Origin of the sequence: Kitasatospora sp. NPDC004614, assembly GCF_042873675.1 — a bacterium.
Lineage (GTDB): Bacteria > Actinomycetota > Actinomycetes > Streptomycetales > Streptomycetaceae > Kitasatospora.
Genome location: NZ_JBIALR010000034.1, coordinates 1 through 13,762, shown reverse-complemented (window position 1 = coordinate 13,762; position 13,762 = coordinate 1). Strand labels below are relative to the sequence as shown.

Annotated in this window: 16 protein-coding genes; 7 read left to right on the top strand and 9 right to left on the bottom strand. The window is 73.3% G+C overall.

Annotation, left to right across the window (positions count from 1 at the left end; genetic code table 11):
• The first annotated feature begins 110 nt into the window (after positions 1–110).
• The 3 genes from ACFYST_RS36025 to ACFYST_RS36015 all read left to right on the top strand — a co-directional run bounded on the left by ACFYST_RS36025 (position 111) and on the right by ACFYST_RS36015 (position 3,945).
• On the top strand, positions 111–1,562 hold the full coding sequence (locus ACFYST_RS36025; protein WP_387868643.1) for a catalase: 1,452 nt from the start codon (positions 111–113) through the stop codon (positions 1,560–1,562).
• Positions 1,563–1,691: 129 nt separating this feature from the next.
• Positions 1,692–2,711 carry a phosphotransferase family protein gene (locus ACFYST_RS36020; protein ID WP_387868640.1) on the top strand — a complete coding sequence of 340 codons (1,020 nt, stop codon included), beginning with the start codon at positions 1,692–1,694 and terminating at the stop codon, positions 2,709–2,711.
• A 4-nt stretch (positions 2,712–2,715) separates the two neighbouring features.
• Positions 2,716–3,945 carry an acyl-CoA dehydrogenase family protein gene (locus ACFYST_RS36015; RefSeq protein WP_387868637.1) on the top strand — a complete coding sequence of 410 codons (1,230 nt, stop codon included), beginning with the start codon at positions 2,716–2,718 and terminating at the stop codon, positions 3,943–3,945.
• A 44-nt stretch (positions 3,946–3,989) separates the two neighbouring features.
• Here the strand turns inward: ACFYST_RS36015 and ACFYST_RS36010 are convergent, their stop codons facing one another.
• The 3 genes from ACFYST_RS36010 to ACFYST_RS36000 are packed head-to-tail and all read right to left on the bottom strand — an operon-like array spanning position 3,990 to position 6,510.
• Complete coding sequence (locus tag ACFYST_RS36010) at positions 3,990–4,958, bottom strand: NADPH:quinone oxidoreductase family protein (RefSeq protein ID WP_387868635.1); 969 nt, start codon at positions 4,956–4,958, stop codon at positions 3,990–3,992.
• Positions 4,955–5,758 carry an SDR family oxidoreductase gene (locus tag ACFYST_RS36005; protein ID WP_387868633.1) on the bottom strand — a complete coding sequence of 268 codons (804 nt, stop codon included), beginning with the start codon at positions 5,756–5,758 and terminating at the stop codon, positions 4,955–4,957. Before ACFYST_RS36005 ends, ACFYST_RS36010 begins: the two co-directional genes overlap by 4 nt.
• On the bottom strand, positions 5,755–6,510 hold the full coding sequence (locus ACFYST_RS36000) for an SDR family oxidoreductase (protein ID WP_387868630.1): 756 nt from the start codon (positions 6,508–6,510) through the stop codon (positions 5,755–5,757). The genes ACFYST_RS36005 and ACFYST_RS36000 overlap by 4 nt, the downstream gene beginning before the upstream one ends.
• Positions 6,511–6,677: 167 nt before the next feature.
• Between ACFYST_RS36000 and ACFYST_RS35995 the strand changes: the two genes are divergently transcribed.
• Together ACFYST_RS35995 and ACFYST_RS35990 are read left to right on the top strand one after the other, a co-directional pair.
• Complete coding sequence (locus ACFYST_RS35995) at positions 6,678–7,304, top strand: TetR/AcrR family transcriptional regulator (protein WP_387645304.1); 627 nt, start codon at positions 6,678–6,680, stop codon at positions 7,302–7,304.
• A 71-nt stretch (positions 7,305–7,375) separates the two neighbouring features.
• Complete coding sequence (locus ACFYST_RS35990) at positions 7,376–8,131, top strand: DUF2470 domain-containing protein (RefSeq protein WP_387868627.1); 756 nt, start codon at positions 7,376–7,378, stop codon at positions 8,129–8,131.
• On the opposite strand, the gene ACFYST_RS35985 is transcribed toward ACFYST_RS35990, so the two are convergent.
• Positions 8,132–8,833 carry a VOC family protein gene (locus ACFYST_RS35985; protein ID WP_387868625.1) on the bottom strand — a complete coding sequence of 234 codons (702 nt, stop codon included), beginning with the start codon at positions 8,831–8,833 and terminating at the stop codon, positions 8,132–8,134.
• Between the two features lie 268 nt (positions 8,834–9,101).
• Between ACFYST_RS35985 and ACFYST_RS35980 the strand changes: the two genes are divergently transcribed.
• The gene (locus ACFYST_RS35980) at positions 9,102–10,307 is read left to right on the top strand and encodes an NAD(P)/FAD-dependent oxidoreductase (protein WP_387868623.1); all 1,206 of its coding nucleotides are present in this window, start codon (positions 9,102–9,104) and stop codon (positions 10,305–10,307) included.
• 14 nt (positions 10,308–10,321) lie between these two features.
• On the opposite strand, the gene ACFYST_RS35975 is transcribed toward ACFYST_RS35980, so the two are convergent.
• The 5 genes from ACFYST_RS35975 to ACFYST_RS35955 all read right to left on the bottom strand — a co-directional run bounded on the left by ACFYST_RS35975 (position 10,322) and on the right by ACFYST_RS35955 (position 12,887).
• Positions 10,322–10,567, bottom strand: coding sequence for a DUF1876 domain-containing protein (locus ACFYST_RS35975; RefSeq protein ID WP_380481736.1), 246 nt, complete (start codon positions 10,565–10,567; stop codon positions 10,322–10,324).
• A gap of 31 nt (positions 10,568–10,598) precedes the next feature.
• Complete coding sequence (locus ACFYST_RS35970) at positions 10,599–10,763, bottom strand: hypothetical protein (protein WP_387645315.1); 165 nt, start codon at positions 10,761–10,763, stop codon at positions 10,599–10,601.
• Between the two features lie 82 nt (positions 10,764–10,845).
• On the bottom strand, positions 10,846–11,565 hold the full coding sequence (locus tag ACFYST_RS35965) for an anti-sigma factor family protein (RefSeq protein WP_387868622.1): 720 nt from the start codon (positions 11,563–11,565) through the stop codon (positions 10,846–10,848).
• The gene (locus ACFYST_RS35960; protein ID WP_387868700.1) at positions 11,562–12,050 is read right to left on the bottom strand and encodes a sigma-70 family RNA polymerase sigma factor; all 489 of its coding nucleotides are present in this window, start codon (positions 12,048–12,050) and stop codon (positions 11,562–11,564) included. The genes ACFYST_RS35965 and ACFYST_RS35960 overlap by 4 nt, the downstream gene beginning before the upstream one ends.
• Positions 12,051–12,332: 282 nt before the next feature.
• Entirely contained in the window at positions 12,333–12,887 is a 555-nt protein-coding gene (locus ACFYST_RS35955) for a hypothetical protein (RefSeq protein WP_387868619.1), read from the bottom strand.
• Between the two features lie 220 nt (positions 12,888–13,107).
• Between ACFYST_RS35955 and trxA the strand changes: the two genes are divergently transcribed.
• Positions 13,108–13,488 (top strand): thioredoxin, encoded by a 381-nt coding sequence (gene trxA / locus ACFYST_RS35950; RefSeq protein WP_387645326.1) that lies wholly within the window; start codon positions 13,108–13,110, stop codon positions 13,486–13,488.
• Positions 13,489–13,762: the final 274 nt, after the last annotated feature.

Below are 13,762 nucleotides of genomic sequence, written 5' to 3'. Positions count from 1 at the left end.
GGTTGTGGGCGGCGGGGGCCGGTGTTCGAGTGGTAGGCAGTCGCGGTGGACGATCCTCGCCGCCGCGCGGCTACGGCGCCCGGCGGGGTGCCCGAGGAGGAGTTGCCCCGATGTCCCAGCACGTCCCGTTCACCACGAACAACGCGGGTGTCCCGGTCGAGAGCGACGAGCATTCGCTGACGGCGGGCCCGGTCGGCCCGATCCTGCTGCACGATCACTATCTGGTCGAGAAGATGGCCCAGTTCAACCGGGAGCGGGTGCCGGAGCGGGTGGTGCACGCGAAGGGCAGTGGCGCGTACGGCTTCTTCGAGGTGACGCAGGACGTCAGCCGGTTCACCAGGGCGGACCTGTTCCAGCCCGGCAAGCGCTGCGACATGCTGGCCCGGTTCTCCACGGTGGCGGGCGAGCTGGGTTCGCCGGACACCTGGCGCGACCCGCGCGGTTTCGCGTTGAAGTTCTACACCGAGCAGGGAAATTACGATCTGGTCGGCAACAACACGCCGGTGTTCTTCGTCCGCGACCCGATGAAGTTCCAGGACTTCATCCGCTCGCAGAAGCGCCGCCCCGACAACGGCCTGCGCGACCACGACATGCAGTGGGATTTCTGGACGCTGTCGCCGGAGTCAGCCCACCAGGTGACCTGGCTGATGGGCGACCGGGGCATCCCGAAGAACTGGCGGCACATGGACGGGTTCTCCTCGCACGCCTACAGCTGGGTGAACGAGGACGGCGAGCGGTTCTGGGTGAAGTACCACTTCAGGACCGATCAGGGCAACGATTTCCTGCCGCAGGCGGAGGCGGACCGGCTGGCGGGCGTGGACGGCGACTGCCACCGGCGCGACCTGTTCGAGGCGATCGAGGGCGGCAACTTTCCGTCGTGGACGCTGCACGTCCAGGTGATGCCGTTCGACGAGGCGTGGAGCTACCGGTTCAACCCGTTCGACCTGACCAAGGTGTGGCCGCACGGCGACTATCCGCTGATCGAGGTCGGCCGGTTCACCCTGAACCGCAACCCGGAGGACCACTTCGTCCACATCGAGCAGGCCGCGTTCGAGCCGTCCAACCTGGTGCCGGGCATCGGCGTCTCGCCGGACAAGATGCTGCTCGGCCGGATCTTCTCCTACCCGGACACCCACCGGCACCGGATCGGCACGAACTACGCGCAGCTGCCGCCGAACCGTTCGCACGTGCCGGTGCACTCGTACGCCAAGGACGGCGCGATGCGGTTCGACGCGGCCCGCACCGCCCGTCCGTACGCGCCGAACTCCTACGGCGGGCCGGCCGCCGACCCGGAGCTGTGGGGTGCGCCGCTGGGGTGGGACGTCGCCGGGCAGATGGTCCGCGAGGCGTATCCGATGCACCGGGACGACGACGACTGGGGGCAGGCCGGCACGCTGGTGCGCAAGGTGATGGACGACGCGGCCAGGGACCGGCTGGTCGCCAACATCGCCGGGCACCTTCAGGACGGCGTGTCCGCGCCGGTGCTGGAACGCGCTTTCCAGTACTGGCGCAATGTCGACCGCTCGCTCGGCGAACGGGTGGCCGCCGCCGTGGCCCGCTGAACCCCCGCCGCTCGCATCGCCCGTCCGGATTCCTTTGCCGGGCGGGCGATGCTCGTTGACAACTCGGGCCCCCGGGGCAATCCTAAGCAAGCGCTTAGTCAGCCCACGTTTCTCTGCGAGGTGCCCCCGATGACCACCGCCGCTCCACCCGGACTCGACCTGGAGAGGCTGCGCGCCCACCTGGACGTCGCCCTGCCCGCACCCACCGCCGGACCGCTGACGGCCCGCCGGTTCGAGGGCGGCCGGTCGAACCTGACCTACCTGGTCGAGGACGGCGTCTCCCGCTGGGTGCTGCGCCGGCCCCCGCTCGGACACGTGCTGGCCACCGCGCACGACATGACCCGCGAGTACCGCGTGCTGGGCGCGCTGGCGCCGACCGCCGTGCCGGTGCCGGACCCGGTGCTGCTGGTCGAGGACGACACGGTGATCGGTGCGCCGTTCTACCTGATGGAGTACGTCGAGGGCACCGCGCACCGGGACGCCAAGACGCTGGCCGCGCTCGGCGAGCAGCGGGTGCACGGCCTCGGCGAACAGCTGGTGGACACCCTGGTCGCCCTGCACGCACTCGACCCAGCGGCGATCGGCCTGGCCGGATTCGGCCGCCCCGAGGGTTTCCTGGAGCGCCAACTGCGCCGCTGGGGCAAGCAGTTGGACGCCTCGCGGAGCCGCGAGGTACCGGGGATCGACGAGCTGCACCAGCGCCTCGCCGACACCCTGCCCGACTCCCCCGCCCCCGCGCTGGTGCACGGCGACTACCGCCTGGACAACGTGCTGGTCGGCCCGGACGACCGGATCACCGCGGTACTGGACTGGGAGATGTCCACCATCGGCGACCCGCTCACCGACCTGGGCCTGCTGGTGATGTACACCGAACTGGCCCGCCGCTTCGACGGTGTACTGCCCGGCGCGGCACTCGCCCCCGGCTTCCCCGGCACCGACGAACTGGTGCGCCGCTACGCCGAGTTGTCCGGCCGGGACGTCTCCGGGCTGGGCTGGTACGTGGGCTTCGCCTCGTTCAAGCTGGCGGTGGTCCTGGAGGGCATCCACTTCCGGTTCACCCAGGGCGGCACGGTCGGCGCCGGGTTCGACCGGGTCGGTGACATGGTGCCGCTGTTCGTGGAGTTCGGACGCACGTCGGTGGAGGGCTGAGGAAATGGATTTCGCGTACGACGCCAGGACGGTCCACCTGCTGGGTGAACTCGGCGCGTTCATGGACGAGTTCGTGTACCCGGCCGAGCCGGTACTGGCCGAGCAGCTGGAGGACCCGAAGCGCGAGCCGTGGGCGATCCCGCCGGTGATCGGCGAGTTGCGGGCGACCGCGAAGGCCCGCGGCCTGTGGAACCTGTTCTTTGCGGACAAACACAGCTTGCCGGGCGAGCACGGCGCCGGCCTGACCAACCTCCAGTACGCGCCGCTCGCCGAACTCACCGGCCGCTCCGTCCTGTTGGCCCCGGCGGCGGTCAACTGCGCGGCCCCCGACACCGGCAACATGGAACTGCTCGCCCAGTTCGGCTCCACCGAGCAGCGCGAACGCTGGCTTCGCCCGCTGCTGGACGGCGAGATCCGCTCGGCGTTCGCGATGACCGAGCCGGACGTCGCCTCCTCGGACGCCACCAACATCACCACCCGGATCGAGCGGGACGGCGACGAGTACGTCGTCAGCGGCCGCAAGTGGTACATCACCGGGGCGATGAACCCGAACTGCCAACTCCTCATCGTGATGGGCAAGACCGACCCGGACGCCGAGGTGCACCGCCAGCAGTCGATGATCCTGGTGCCGCGCGACACCCCGGGAGTGCAAGTCCTGCGCGGCATGCGGGTGTTCGGCTACGAGGACGCCGACCACGGCGGGCACGCCGAGATCGTCTTCGACGACGTCCGGGTCCCGGCGGCCAACCTTCTCGGCGAGGAGGGCTCCGGCTTCGCGATCGCCCAGGCCCGGCTCGGGCCGGGCCGGATCCACCACTGCATGCGGGCCATCGGCATCGCCGAGAGGGCGCTGGAACTGACCTGTCGCCGGGTCAACTCCCGGGTGGCGTTCGGCCGTCCGCTGGCCGATCAGGGCGTGGTGCAGGACTGGATCGCCGAGGCCCGGGTGCGGATCGAGCAGGCCAGGCTGCTGGTGCTGAAGACCGCCTGGCTGATGGACACCGTCGGCAACCGGGGTGCCCACACCGAGATCCAGGCCATCAAGATCGCCGTCCCGTCCACCGTCGAGTGGATCCTCGACAAGGCCGTCCAGGCGCACGGCGCGGCCGGCGTCAGCCAGGACACCGTCCTGGCCCAACTCTGGTCCGGCAACCGCACCTTGCGCCTGGCCGACGGCCCGGACGAGGTCCACAAGCGCTCGCTGGCGCGGCGGGAACTGAAGAAGTACCGCTGAGCCCGGAGCAGGGGCGGCCCCAACGGGCCGCCCCTTCTTGGCAGTTACGGCAGGACGACGATCCGGCCGGTGCTGGCGCCGGTGGCGACCCGGTGGACGGCCTCGGCGGCGCCGGACAGCGGGACGCGGTCGGAGATCAGCGGGCGGACCACCCCGGTGGCGGCGAGCGCGGTCAGGGCGTCGTGGCAGTCCCGGACGGCCACCGGGTCCTTGGCCACGTACAGGCCCCAATGCAGGCCCAGCACCGAGTAGTTCTTCACCAGGGCGTGGCCGAGCGGCGGCGCCGGGATCTCGCCGGAGGCGAAGCCGACCACCACGATCCGGCCCTCGAAGGCGACGCACTTGGTGGAGCCCGTGTAGGCGCTGCCGCCGACCGGGTCGAAGACCACGTCGGCACCCCGGCCCGCGGTGGCGGTCCGGACGGCGGCGACGAAGTCCTCGGACTTCCGGTCGATCACCAGGTCGGCACCCAACTTCCTTGCCGCGTCCGCCTTTTCCGCTCCGCCGACCACGGCGATGACGAACGCCCCGGCGGCCTTGCCGAGTTGCACGGCCGCGCTGCCGACGCCGCCGGCCGCCGCGTGCACCAGCAGCGTCTCGCCGGCAGCCAGGCGGGCCCGACGGTGCAGCGCGAACCACGCCGTCTGGTAGGCGATCAGCAGGGCGGCCGCCTCGGCGTCGTCCAGGCTGTCGGGTGCGGGCAGCGCGGTGGCGGCGTTCATCAGCGCGTACTCGGCGAACGCCCCGGCGGGCAACTCGGCGGTGCCGATGAGGCGTTCACCCGCGCGCGGGCCCTCGGCCACCTCGCCGCAGAGCTCCACCCCGGGGGTGTAGGGCAGCGGCGGGCGCACCTGGTAGAGACCGGCCGCCATCAGCGCGTCCGGGAAGTTGACGGCTGCGGCCCGGACCCGGACCAGCAGCTGCCCCTCGCCCGGGTCGGGGCGGTCCGCGTCCTCCGCGAGCTTCATCACGTCCAGCGGGGCGCCGAGTTCGGCGATCTGCCAGGCTCTCATCGGGCCTCCTGTCGGTCCTCGATCTGCTGCTGGAGCCGGTTCATGCCGTGCAGCCAGCGGTCGGGGGTGGTGGCGCGGGCCGCATAGTAGTCGGCGACCTCGGGGTGCGGCAGGATCAGGAACTCGCCCGCCGCCATGCCCCGCAGGGCGGCCTCGGCCACCTCGGCGGGCTCGATCGCGGTGGGCGCGAGCAGCGCCTGCCCGTACTCGCCGGTGCCGTCCAGCATCCTGGTCCGCACGCCCTGCGGGCACAGCGCGTGCACCTGGACGCCGCGGTGCCGGTACGTCGCGGACAGCCACTCGGCGAAGGCGAGCGCGCCGTGCTTGGTGACGGCGTACGGGGCGGAGCCGAGCATGGTGAGCAGCCCGGCTGCGGAGACGGTGGCCAGGAAGCGGCCGCGGCCGCGCTCCAGCCAATCGGGGAGCAGCAGTTGGCCGGCTCGGACGTGGCTGAGCACGTTGACCTGCCAGGCCTGTTCCCAGGCTTCGGGCGGGGCGTCGGGGCCGCCGGTGGTGGCGACGCCCGCGTTGGCGCAGTACAGGTCGATGGCGCCGAGGTGGGCGCGGGCGGCGTCGATCAGCGCGGCGACGCCCTCGGCGCTCGCGGCGTCGCCGGGGGCGGCGTGCGCGCCGAGTTCGTCGGCGACGGCGTGTGCGGCGTCCGGGTCGAGGTCGTTGACCACGACGCGGGCGCCGGCCTCGGTCAGCGCGCGGGCGAGGGCCGCGCCGATGCCGTGGCCGGCGCCGGTGACGACGGCGCCGATCCCGTCGGCGTCGAAGCGGGGTTGGCCGCCGGTCACAGCCCGCCGCCGAGGGTGACGCCGCCGTCCACCACCAGGGTCTGGCCGGTGATCCAGCCGGCGTCCTCGGAGAGCAGGAACGCGACGGCGCCGGACACGTCCTCGGGGAGGCCGAGGCGGCCGAGCGGGTAGGCGCGGGCGACCTTCTCCTCGCGGCCCTCGAACAGGGCTTCGGCGAAGCGGGTCTTGACCACGCCGGGGGCGACCGCGTTGACCCGGATGCCGGGGCCGAGTTCGGAGGCGAGTTCCATGGTGAGCCGCATCAGCGCGGCCTTGGAGACGCCGTACATGCCGATGCCGTTGGAGGCGCGGATGCCCGCGATGGAGGCGACGTTGACCACGGCGCCGCCGTTCTCGGCCATCCAGGCGGCGTGCGCGCGGCGGGTCCAGGCGAGCGGGGCGAGCACGTTGACGGCGAGGATCTTCGCGGCGGCGGCCGGGTCGGCGTCCAGGATCGGGCCGTAGATCGGGTTGATGCCGGTGTTGTTGACCAGCAGGTCGAGCCGGCCGAAGGTCTCCATCACCCGGGTGACGGTCTCCTCCTGGTGCGCGGCGTCGTCGGACTTGCCGGCCACCGCCAACGCGTGGTCGGGGCCGCCGAGTTCGCGCACCGCCTCGTCCAGGGTCTCCTGGGTGCGGGCGGTGATGCAGACCTTGGCGCCGCGCTGCACCAGTTCGCGCGCGATGCCGAGGCCGATGCCGCGGCTCGCTCCGGTGACCACCGCCACCTTGCCCTTGAACGACACTGTCATCGCCGTACCTCTCGGATCTGCTGCCAGGGATGGTTCCGCCGCCTCGCGCCGGCGCCACCCTCGCACCGACGACTTGACTAAGCGCTTGCTTAGCATCTTGGCGGCGGGCGACACTGTCAACAGCCCACCCGCCCGGACCGGCCCGAACCGTCTGCGAGGATTGCCCCATGAACGACCCAGCGACCGCCGCACTGTGGCCCGGGGAGCGCACCGAGGCAGCGCGGCGACTGCTGCTGGCCGCCGTGGACTCCTTCGCCCGCCGCGGCTACCACGCCACCACCACCCGGGACATCGCCACCGCCGCCGGCATGAGCCCCGCCGCGCTCTACATCCACTACCCCTCCAAGGCGGCCCTGCTCGCCGAGATCTCCCGCGCCGGACACCAGGCGACGCTGAACCTGGTCGAGGACGCCGAGGCCTCCGCCACCGACCCGGTCGCCCAGATGCGCACCCTCGCCGAGTCCTTCACCACCTGGCACGCCCGCGGCCACACGGTCGGGCGGATCGTCAACCACGAGCTGCACGCGCTGCCCGAGGAGGACTTCGCGGCCGTCGCCGAACTGCGCATCCGGATCGAGGAGACGGTGCTGCGGATCATCGCGCGTGGCGTGGCGGACGGCGCCTTCCAGGTGCCCGACCAGCGGACCGCGGCCCGCGCCGTCACCTCGCTGGGCATCGACGTCTCGCGCTGGTACAGCGAGCGCAGCAGCGAGTCGCCGGAGGAACTGGGCCGCCGCTACGGACAGTTGGTGCTGCGCATGCTGGGCGCACCGCCCTCCGCGATCGACGACTGAGTCACCATGGCTGGACGCCCGACCTCCCGTTGACTTAGGTTAGCCTCACCTAAGCAACCAGGAGGCTTCCCGTGCTGCCCCAGCCCGCCCGCCGCTCGCCTTCGGCCGCCGAACGCGCCCGCACCCTGCTGGAGTTCGCCTCCTCCGCCGTCCTGGACATCCGCGGCGCCGACCTCACCGCCCGCCCCGGCCTGCCCCCACAGGTCCGGTGCACCCTGCGGCCGGACGGCACGGTGGCCGTCCTGGTCGGCCGCGAGTCCGCCCTGCACCGGATCACCGCCCTCGCCCGCGGCCCCCTCACCGCCGAACTCGAGTGCGTGGACGTCGCCCCCGTCGCCCTGCCGCACCGCATCCGCGGCCGGCTGCACGCCCAGGGCCTGCTCACCCGCTCCCCCGGCGAGACGCCGCCCACCGGCGAGGGCGTCCTGCTGCGCCTGGACATCGACCACCTGGCGCTGGACGACCTGTGGGGCTCCGAGTGCTGCCTCGACCCCGCCGACCTGACCGCCGCCACCCCCGACCCGGTCGCCGCCGACGAGGCCCACCTGCTCCAGCACCTGGCCGCCGCCCACGCCGACCAGCTCCTCCTCCTCGGCGCCGGCGCCCTGACCCGCCCCGGCACCCCGCCGTTCCGGCCCGAGCACCTCCGCGAGGTCCGCCCCGTCGCCCTCGACCGCCACGGCCTCCGCGTCCGCCTGCTCGCCACCGACCCGGCCGCCCCGCTGGACGTCCGCTTCGACTTCCACCACCCGGTGGCGCACCCCGACGACCTGCCGGAAGCCATGCACCGCCTGTTCGCCCCCACCCACGACCGCAGCGCGACCTGACTAGCGGGGCCCGGCCTGGATCGAGAACCGGCCGCCCTCGGGGTCGGCGAGGCGGGCGACGCGCCCGTACGGGGAGTCGGCCGGGCCGTCGAGGACGCGGCCGCCGAGGGCGGTGGCGCGGTGGGCGGTGGCGTCGGTGTCGGCGACCGAGAAGAACACCTCCCAGTGCGGGGCGAGGTCGTGGGCGAGCCGGAGCGCGGCCACGCTGTGGCCCTCGGAGAGCAGCACCACGCGTTCGTCCTCGTAGCGGACCTCGAACTCGGCCGGGTCGCGGCCGTCCCAGCGGAACACCTCGCCGTAGAACAGCGCGGCGGCGAACGGGTCGACGGTGCGCAGTTCGATCCAGGCGGGCGCGCCGGGGGCGGTCAGCCAGATCTTGTCCTCACCGGGCTCGCCCTCCCAGATACCGAAGGGCGCGCCGAACGGGTCGGCGGCCAGCGCCACCCGGCCCGCGTCGAACGCCAGCGGGCCGACGGCCAGCGTGCCGCCACGCTCGCGGACGCCGTCGGCGGCGCGGTCGGCGCTCTCGATGCCGAAGTAGGTGGTCCAGGCGACCGGGCGCTCCCACCCGGCGTCCAACTGGCTGAGCCCGGCGACCTCGACGCCGTCGACGGCGGCGCGCACGTACGGGCCCCAGCGGTCCGGGCCGGGGACGAACTCCCAACCCAGCAAAGGCCCGTAGAACCGCTGCGCGGCACCCATGTCACGGACCGTCAGGCCCGCCCAGCACGGCACCGCGGGCACACAGCGCACCGTGGCCGTTCGCTCCGCCACCATCCCTCGGGCTCCCTTCGCCGCCGCCCCGGCCGCCCGGCCGGACCCGCGACCCAGCCTAGGCCGACCCCCCGGCCGGATCGCGCTCCGCCTCGCGGGCGGATCCCCGCACCGACCCCGTCCGGCGCGGGTCCCCCGGCCGAGGGAGTGGCGGTGCCATGGTCGGGGAAGCCGGATGGCGGGAAGGAGATTGGGCATGGACACCGGAATCGTGATCGTTGGAGCGAGCCTGGCCGGGGCGAAGGCGGCCGAGGCACTGCGCGCGGAGGGCTACGGGGGGCCGATCACCCTGGTCGGCGACGAGAGCGAGCGGCCGTACGAACGGCCGCCGCTCTCCAAGGGGTACCTGCTCGGGAAGGAGGAGCGGGAGAAGATCTACGTCCACCCCGCCGACTGGTACCAGCAGCACGACGTCACCCTGCGGCTGGGCGCCGCGGCCACGGCGATCGACCCGGCCGCGCACACCGTCACCGTCGAGGGCGGCGACCGCCTGCCGTACTCGAAGCTGCTGCTGGCCACCGGCTCCTCGCCGCGCACGCTGCCCGTGCCGGGCGGCGACGGGGACTTCGTGCGGACGCTGCGGCGGGTCGGCGACAGCGAGCGGCTGAAAGCGGCGTTCAAGCCCGGCGCCCGGGTGGTGATCATCGGCGCGGGCTGGATCGGCCTGGAGGCGGCGGCCGCGGCCCGCACCGCGGGGGCGGAGGTCACGGTGCTGGAGGCGGCCGAGCTGCCGCTGCTGCGCGTCCTCGGCCGGGAGGTCGCGCAGGTCTTCGCCGACCTGCACCGCGCGCACGGCGTGGACCTGCGGTTCGGCGTCAAGGTGGCGGAGCTGCGGGCGGACGGCGTCCGGCTGGGCGACGGCAGCACGGTGCCCGCCGATGTGCTGCTGGTCGGCGTCGGCATCAGCCCGAACACGGCGCTCGCCGAGCACGCCGGGCTGACCGTCGACAACGGCGTCCGCACCGACCAGCACCTGGCGACCTCGCACCCCGACATCTACGCGGCGGGCGACGTGGCAAACGCTTTCCACCCGCTGTTCGGGAAGCCGATCCGGGTCGAGCACTGGGCGAACGCGCTCAACCAGCCGGCCGTCGCCGCGGCCGCGATGCTCGGCAAGGACGCCGTGTACGACCGGGTGCCGTACTTCTTCACCGACCAGTACGACCTGGGCATGGAGTACACGGGGTACGCGGAGCCCGGCGGCTACGACCGGGTGGTGTTCCGCGGCGACGTCGCCGGGCGGGAGTTCATCGCGTTCTGGCTGTCCGGCGGCAGGGTGCTGGCCGGCATGAACGTCAACGTGTGGGACGTGACCGACCCGATCCGCGAACTGGTCCGCTCCGGGCGCAGCGTGGACCCGGAGCGGCTGGCGGACCCGGCCGTGCCACTGACCGGGATCTGACGGGGCCGGTCAGGTCAGTTGGGCTGTCTGACTTCCTCGTGGGCCTTGGTGAGCAGCTGCATGGCGAGGTCGTTCAGGGCGCGGGCCCCGGCGACCTCCTCACCGACCCGCAGCTGCGGGCGGTCGGCGTGGTGACGGGTGGAGTAGCCGTGTGCGCGGACCTCCGTTCCGTCGGCGAGGCGGACCATCGCGGCAGCCTTGGTGCGGTTGCCGTCCTCCTCGAACTCCATCTCGATGTGCCATCCGACCAGCGTCCTCATGGCCGCCACCTCCCGGGTGGGTACAGGGTGTTCAGCTTTCCGGCTGGTTCGCCGTGGTGGGCTCCTCGGAGGCCGGTTCGCAGTCCTCGCGGCCGGTCTCCGTGTGCACCACCCGGATCGGGTGGTGCGGGTCGTCGATGTGGATGACCTGCTGGGGCTGTCCGCAGCGCGGGCAGAGCAGGGGGATCGGGTGCATCTCGGCCGTCCACGCGCCCCGCGGCGGGCGGCTCCCGGGCCCGCGTGGCCTCCTCATCAACCAGTGTGCCGCGCCCGGGTGCTCACCGCTGGGCGGGCAGCGCGGGGTGCACGGGGACGGTGACCAGGACGGCCGTGCCGGAGTGCACCTCGAAGCGGGCGATCGCCGACGGGGCCAGCCCGGTGCCGCCGCCGGTGCGCAGTCGGGTGTGGCCGCCGTATTCGGTGGCGGGGACGGTCCAGCTGGTCACGGTCTGGTGGGATCCGTCCGTGCCGACGGCGATCAGGCTGCAACTCTGCGGGCCCGACAGGTGGCCGAGGTCGAGGGTGACCCGGCTGCCCCAGGCGGCCGGGTCGACGCCGACCGTGGCGGACACCCCGGAGTTCGCGTCGGTGGCGCTGAACTGCTGGGCCGCGACGGCGACTTGAGGCCCTTCGGTGAGCGCCCAGGTGACCGCGGGGCCGCCCAGCGCGAGGATCGCCGCCACCGCGGCCAGCACCAGCCGCCGCACCCGGGCGCGCCGCCGCTCGGCCACCACCTGCCCGGCCAGCCGGTTCAGCAGCTCGGGCGACGGCTCGTCCGGCTCCGCGACCACGGCCACCGGCTCCGGGCTCGCGGCGGGCGCGAGTTCGGCCAGCAGCTCGGTGACGGGGCCGAGCCGGGCGGCCTCGGCGGTGCAGCGCGGGCAGTGCGCGAGGTGGGCGGCGAACCGGGCCTCCTGCTCGGGTTCGAGCACACCGAGCAGGTGGGCAGCGAGGTCCTGGTGCGGATCGGGGTACTCATGGGCGCCGGGGGTGGTCATGGTGTCACTCCCCGTTCCTCCAGGGCGAGCCGGAGGGCTCGCAGAGCGTAGTAGAGCCGGGACCGGACGGTGCCGGGCGGGACGCCCAGGACGGCGGCGGCCTCGGTGGCGGTGCGTCCGCGCAGATACGTCTCGGTGATCGCGCCGCGGTGCGCCTCGGACAGCGAATCGAGTGCGTCGGTGAGTGTCATCAGCCGCAGCACGCGGTCGAGTTCGTCCTCGGCGGGGATCCGTTCCAGCTCGCCGTCGGGGACTTCGCGGGGCCGGGCGCTCTGGCCGCGCCGGCCGTCGATGACGATCCGCCGGGCGACGGTGGCCAGCCAGGGCCGCAGGCTGCGGTGGTCGGTGTCGAGCCGGTCCAGGTGCCGCCAGGCGCGGACCAGGGTCTCCTGGACGACGTCCTCGGCGCGCTGGCGGTCGCCGCCGACCAGGTGCAGCACCATCCCGTACAGCGGGCGCGCGTGCTCGCGGTACAGGACGCGCATCAGCCGGTCCTCGGCGGCGGGACCGGTGGGACGGGTCCGGCCGGTCGCGGCGCCGTCGCGACCGGTGGTGCGGGGGTGCTCGGCCACGGCGCCATCCTCGCGCGGGTGCGGCCGCGGGTCGATCCGGGACGGCGGGTGCGGGGCGCGCGGCTGCCGGTGCGGGGCGCGCGGCGGGCCGGGGTTCTCAAGTCCGGCCCGGCCGGTGTCGATAACCGTGCCAGGGGTGCGGCGCGGGCGCCCGCGCCGCACTCCCTCGGCTCCGGCCACCATTCCGGTGCCCGTTCAGTACCCGCCGCCGGACGGCATGCTCGGCCCCGAGCCGGCCATCGGCATCGCCTTGTCGCCGGTCGGGGTGGTCGCCCACCAGGTGCCGCCGACGCCCTGGCCGTTGGTCTGGCCTGGCTTGGTGTCGGGGGTGTAGCGGTACAACGGCCAGCCGTTCAGGGTGACTTGATGAGTGCCGTCGGGGCGCGTGACGGTGGAGACCAGCTTGGCGTCGATGCCCTTGAGGGCGGGCGCGCCGCTGCCGGTGGTGAGTTCGGGCGGCCAGAGGGTGGCGCAGTCGCCGGTGCAGTGCGTGGCCGACGGGTTGTTGGTGTCCTGGTCGAAGCGGTACAGGGTGAACCCCTGCCCGTCGGTGACCAGGGTGCCGAGGGTGCCGTTGTGCTCGGTCATCAGCGTCGCGGCCTGGGTCTGACTGCCGGAGCTCATGGTCGAGGAAGAGCTTCCGCCGCCGCCGCTGCCGCAGCCGGCGATCAGTGCGGCAGCGGCCAGGGCACCGGCGGCGAGCATGGTGACGCGGCGGCCGCTGGGGGCCGTTCGGCCGGTGGTGGTCATTGGCTTGCTCCCGTCCGGGAGGGGTGCGGTCGGCCGGGCCGCCGGATTGCCGGGCCCCGGGTTCGACCGGTTCGCCCGGGGGTACGTACGGCAGGTCCTGAACGTTCAGCGGGAGTCGGGTCGCCCGGAATAGTTCCGCAGGTGGCAGGGTTGAGGCGGTCGTGGGTCCGGGAGCGGGCCCGCTAGGGAAAGACCCGGCTGTGGAAGGCAGGTGGCGGCGATGAGCACGGTGGAACTGACCAAGGACAACTTCGACGAGGTGGTCCAGGGTGAGGACGGCAAGGGGTTCGTCCTGATCGACTTCTGGGCGGCCTGGTGCGGTCCCTGCCGCCAGTTCGCGCCGGTCTTCGAGCGGGCTGCCGAGAAGCACACGGACATCACTTTCGCGAAGGTCGACACCGAGGCGCAGCAGGAGCTCGCGGCGGCGTTCGAGATCCGGTCGATCCCGACGCTGGCGATCATCCGCGAGGGTGTCCTGGTCTTCGCCCAGCCGGGCGCGCTCCCGGAGGCGGCCCTGGAGGACCTGATCGGCCAGGCCCGCAAGCTCGACATGGCGGAGGTGCACGCCGGCGTGGCGGCGCAGAACGCCAAGCAGAACTGACGTACACCGCACGCCGGTTGACGGCATGACGCCACGAAAGGGGCGCCGGGAATCTCCCGGCGCCCCTTCGTCGTGCCCGCGTGAAGCCCAGCAGCCCGGGCAAGGCGAGAACAACACCGTCCGAACAACGCCGTCCGAACAATGCCGTCCGGGCAACGCGAAAGGCCCGCCGGGCGCTCCTTGGGTTCTAGTGGTTGCTGCAACACCCCAGCTCAGGGGACGCGATGACCTTCGAGATCCGCGAGGACCGGAGCCCTCAGGGGCGGCGGAAGCT

Bases quoted from the DNA above. Each gene is read 5' to 3' on its own strand.
- ACFYST_RS36025 (WP_387868643.1), top strand. From the start codon at position 111: ATGTCCCAGCACGTCCCGTTCACCACGAACAACGCGGGTGTCCCGGTC.
- ACFYST_RS36020 (WP_387868640.1), top strand. From the start codon at position 1,692: ATGACCACCGCCGCTCCACCCGGACTCGACCTGGAGAGGCTGCGCGCC.
- ACFYST_RS36015 (WP_387868637.1), top strand. From the start codon at position 2,716: ATGGATTTCGCGTACGACGCCAGGACGGTCCACCTGCTGGGTGAACTC.
- ACFYST_RS36010 (WP_387868635.1), bottom strand. From the start codon at position 4,958: ATGAGAGCCTGGCAGATCGCCGAACTCGGCGCCCCGCTGGACGTGATG.
- ACFYST_RS36000 (WP_387868630.1), bottom strand. From the start codon at position 6,510: ATGACAGTGTCGTTCAAGGGCAAGGTGGCGGTGGTCACCGGAGCGAGC.
- ACFYST_RS35995 (WP_387645304.1), top strand. From the start codon at position 6,678: ATGAACGACCCAGCGACCGCCGCACTGTGGCCCGGGGAGCGCACCGAG.
- ACFYST_RS35985 (WP_387868625.1), bottom strand. From the start codon at position 8,833: ATGGGTGCCGCGCAGCGGTTCTACGGGCCTTTGCTGGGTTGGGAGTTC.
- ACFYST_RS35980 (WP_387868623.1), top strand. From the start codon at position 9,102: ATGGACACCGGAATCGTGATCGTTGGAGCGAGCCTGGCCGGGGCGAAG.
- ACFYST_RS35975 (WP_380481736.1), bottom strand. From the start codon at position 10,567: ATGAGGACGCTGGTCGGATGGCACATCGAGATGGAGTTCGAGGAGGAC.
- ACFYST_RS35970 (WP_387645315.1), bottom strand. From the start codon at position 10,763: ATGCACCCGATCCCCCTGCTCTGCCCGCGCTGCGGACAGCCCCAGCAG.
- ACFYST_RS35965 (WP_387868622.1), bottom strand. From the start codon at position 11,565: ATGACCACCCCCGGCGCCCATGAGTACCCCGATCCGCACCAGGACCTC.
- ACFYST_RS35960 (WP_387868700.1), bottom strand. From the start codon at position 12,050: ATGCGCGTCCTGTACCGCGAGCACGCGCGCCCGCTGTACGGGATGGTG.
- ACFYST_RS35955 (WP_387868619.1), bottom strand. From the start codon at position 12,887: ATGACCACCACCGGCCGAACGGCCCCCAGCGGCCGCCGCGTCACCATG.
- trxA (WP_387645326.1), top strand. From the start codon at position 13,108: ATGAGCACGGTGGAACTGACCAAGGACAACTTCGACGAGGTGGTCCAG.